Origin of the sequence: Corynebacterium sp. (assembly GCF_030535495.1) — a bacterium.
GTDB lineage: Bacteria > Actinomycetota > Actinomycetes > Mycobacteriales > Mycobacteriaceae > Corynebacterium.
This window is the reverse complement of the sequence record NZ_JAUNRW010000158.1, coordinates 1-3,436: the sequence shown is the minus strand read 5'-3', so window position 1 is coordinate 3,436 and position 3,436 is coordinate 1. Positions and strand designations below refer to the sequence as shown.

4 protein-coding genes are annotated in these 3,436 nt (G+C 69.2%); 2 read left to right on the top strand and 2 right to left on the bottom strand.

Translation table 11 applies throughout. The annotated features are described in order from the left end of the window. Positions 1–647, bottom strand: a 647-nt coding sequence (locus Q4F73_RS12025; RefSeq protein WP_303359580.1) for an alpha/beta fold hydrolase, incomplete at its 3' end; no start/stop codon positions are given. A 28-nt stretch (positions 648–675) separates the two neighbouring features. Between Q4F73_RS12025 and Q4F73_RS12020 the strand changes: the two genes are divergently transcribed. Continuing rightward, a complete protein-coding gene (locus tag Q4F73_RS12020; RefSeq protein WP_303359579.1) occupies positions 676–2,412 on the top strand; it encodes a GNAT family N-acetyltransferase in 1,737 nt (578 codons plus the stop codon). Between the two features lie 15 nt (positions 2,413–2,427). Here Q4F73_RS12020 and Q4F73_RS12015 read toward each other — a convergent pair whose 3' ends face one another. Continuing rightward, on the bottom strand, positions 2,428–2,925 hold the full coding sequence (locus tag Q4F73_RS12015; RefSeq protein WP_303359578.1) for a hypothetical protein: 498 nt from the start codon (positions 2,923–2,925) through the stop codon (positions 2,428–2,430). Between the two features lie 70 nt (positions 2,926–2,995). On the opposite strand from Q4F73_RS12015, the gene Q4F73_RS12010 reads away from it, so the two are divergent. Further along, positions 2,996–3,436: a YtoQ family protein gene (locus tag Q4F73_RS12010; RefSeq protein WP_303359577.1), complete on the top strand. Its 441-nt coding sequence runs from the start codon at positions 2,996–2,998 to the stop codon at positions 3,434–3,436.

Below are 3,436 nucleotides of genomic sequence, written 5' to 3'. Positions count from 1 at the left end.
GCCGGATCTTCCGTCCAGGCCAGGATGGTGGTGGGGACGGTGATCGACTCGAGCTCGCGGGGATCCGGTAGGTCACTCAGCGCAGCGCCGCGCAGGACCCAGGGGAGCAGGTCCGCGGGGACGTCGGGAAGCGTCTCGGGGACCCCGATTGTCGCCGGGGGGACCTGGCGCGTTTCCTCAACTTCTTGCAGAGCGCCCACCCCCTGCTTCTCGACGAGCGCCGCGGTGCGCTCGTACTCCCCGGCCCGCGCCTTGCGGGTCTGCCAGGCGGTCGGCGGAACCAGGAGCGTGAGCCCGCTGAAGCGCTCGGGATCGGCGAGCGCTGCGTAGAGGAGGGTGGCGCAGCCCATGGAGGGGCCGACGCCGTGGACCTGTTCGTCGGGGAAGTGGGCGTCGAGAAGCAGCAGCAGGTCCGAGGCCAGATTCTGCCAGCGGTAGTCCTCCGGGACCTGCCGGCCGGTGGAGTGGCCGTGGCCGCGGGCGTCGTAACGCAAGAGCCGGGTGCCGCTCAGCCCGCGTCCCAGATCGAGGTCGAGCTGGCGGTCGCGCGCCCGACTGGAGGTCAGTCCGTGGAGCTGGACGACCGCGCGGCCGTGCTCGTCGCTGTATTCGGCGGCCAGTTCGGCGCCCGGCACGGTGAAACGCATGAGCTGTTCTCCCTCTAGAATTGCCTGGGTGAGACTCACCAATGTAGCGCACCTGCGCCTTCCCTTCGGTCGGTTCCGCGGCTTCGACGTGGTCACCCGCCGGACGGGCCGGCGCCTGCCGATCTCCTTCGACCAGCGGCGTCACGTGAGCGCGGGGGATCGGCCGGGGTCGTGGATGGCGATCTGTTTCACGCTGCCGGGGCAGGCTGACGTCGAGAAGCTTTCCGACGCCTGGCTGAGCGTCATCGCCCGCCACGGCACCCTGCGCTCGGTGTTCGTCGAGGACGACGGTGAGTTGGCGCTCGAGGAGATCGAGGTCAGTGCGGGAGAGTGGGTGGGGCACCCCATTGAGCCGGGGCAGTCGATGAACGATGCGGTGCGCGCGGTGCTCGACGCGCACTGCACGCCGTTCTCGCAGCCCTCGCACCGGATGTGTGTCATTGAGACCGTCGCGGAGACGACCGTGATCATCGGCGTCGACCACTCCCACACCGACATGTGGTCGATGCTGGTGGTGTTGCGCGACCTGCTGGAACCTGAACAGGTCGAGGTGGTTCCCTCCTTCTCCGACCACACCGCCTCCCTGCAGGATCGGGCGGACATCCCGCCGGAGATCCACGCCCGCTGGGCGGAGGTGCTCGCGGCCAGCGGTGACGCCATGCCGTGCTTCCCGCTGCCGCTCGGTGACCCGGGGCCGCACCGTGAGCGCGTGGAGATCCGGGATGTCCTCGACGTCGACGACGCCGCCGCCTTCTCCGCCCAGGCCCGCGAGGACGGGGTCTCCTCCCTGGTCACCGTTGTCGCCGCGATGACGGCAGTGACGAGCGCGCTTGCCGACGCCCCGCTGCGCGCCGTCTTCCCCGTCCACAGCCGCTACGACGAGCGCTGGCACGACTCGGTCGGCTGGTTCATCACCAACTCCGTGCTCGAATCCACCGACCCGGACCCGCTGGCCTGTAAGGCGGCGGTGAAGGAGGCGGTCCAGCTCGGATCCTGGCCCCTGGAGAAGATCATGGAGCCCTGGGGAGGAATGCCCGAGGCACCCGGCATGTTCGCCATCTCCTGGCTGGACCTGCGCCGCCTGCCCGTCCGCGTGGACTCCGCCGGGCTGCAGGCGCAGTACGTCGGCGCCCAGATCCGGCCGGACGGGGTGATGCTGTGGTTCATTCTCGACGACACCGGCCTGCACCTGCGCTGCCGCTACCCCGACACCGAGCAGGCGCGCCGCAACGTCGGCGCCTGGCTCGACGCCCTGGAGACGGATCTGCAGGCCCGGGCCCGGGAATCCGTCGGCGGCCTGTTGGCGGTGGGGGAGCGGGAGTACCGCGTCCAGCGGGCGACCCGCGCCGATGTCCCCGCCATCGTCGCGTTGCTTGCCGACGACGACCTCGGTGCAACGCGCGAAACCAACGACCTCGCCGCCTATGAACGGGCCTTCGATGCCGTCCACCACGATCCCTTCCAGTACCTGGCGGTGGTGGTGGATGAGGACGGCGATGTGGTGGGGACCATGCAGCTGACCGTCCTGCCCGGCCTGGCCCGCGGTGGTGCGACCCGGCTGCAGATCGAGGGTGTGCGCGTGGCTCCGGAGGTGCGCGGGCAGGGACTGGGTACGGCGATGCTGGAATGGGCCCACGAACATGGCCGGGTGCGCGGTGCCTCCCTGGCGCAGCTGACCACGGATGTCTCCCGGGAGAAGGCCCAGGCGTTCTACCGGGACTTGGGCTACCGGGCCAGCCACATCGGATTCAAGCGGCCGCTGTAGGTTCTGCGCGCCAGCTCACCAATCCCGGTCGGTGTCCTCCACCGCTTCGATGCGTGCCTCATCCCAGTCGATCAACTCCGGGTCGAGGATGAGTTCGGATTCGTCGCCGTCCAGCAGATATACAATGATCGCGTCCTTTCCCACGGTCACGGCGCAGAGGAAGGCGGGTTCGTCATAACGCACGGCGAAGTCCTCGGCGATCTCGCGTTCCGGGGTCCACGACCAGCCGCGGGCACCGTCCCCACAGAATCCCCGGTAGGCCGTGACCGTGGTCGGCAGGTCCTCCAGCGCACGGAGTTCACGGGCCGACATCACCCGCGCCGGGTCGGCGTCACCCACCGCGCGCCAGATACGCGCCCAGGCCTCCGGGCACCGCGACGGCATCTCGGCCTCGATCCACGCGCGCCGGATGCGGGGGAAGAGGGCCGCAGCACCGTCAACGTCGATACGCGAAGCCAGATCCTCGGCGACGCGGCATGACGCGCGCACGTGCTCCTCAAAATGGTCCACCATGGCCCCGACTCTACCCAGCGGATTTCGGTAGGGTGCGGCAGTGAACGCACCTACCCGAGAGGAATGAGACATGTCTTTCACCGTCTACCTGTCCGGCGAGATCCACACCGACTGGCGCGAGGAGATCCAGCGCGGCGCCGAGGCCGCGGGCCTGGATGTCGTCTTCACCGCCCCGGTGACCGATCATCCCGCCAGCGACGCCGCCGGTGATCACCTCGGTGAGACCGAAAGCCAGTTCTGGCGCGACCACCAGTCCTCCAAGGTCAACTCCATCCGCACGCGTACGCTTATCGACGCCGCCGACATGGTCGTCGTCCGCTTCGGCAGCGAGTACAAGCAGTGGAACGCCGCCTTCGACGCCGGTTACTGCGCCGCGCTCAACACCCCCTACGTCACGCTGCACGACGCCGACATCGTCCACCCCCTCAAGGAGGTCGACGCTGCTGCGCAGGCCTGGTGCCAGACCACCGACCAGGTTGTGGAGATCCTGCGCTACGTGCTCAAGGCGTAG

What these genes read in the sequence shown, in the direction of transcription:
- Q4F73_RS12015 (WP_303359578.1), bottom strand. Translation starts at nt 2,925, where the DNA reads ATGGTGGACCATTTTGAGGAGCACGTGCGCGCGTCATGCCGCGTCGCC.
- Q4F73_RS12010 (WP_303359577.1), top strand. Translation starts at nt 2,996, where the DNA reads ATGTCTTTCACCGTCTACCTGTCCGGCGAGATCCACACCGACTGGCGC.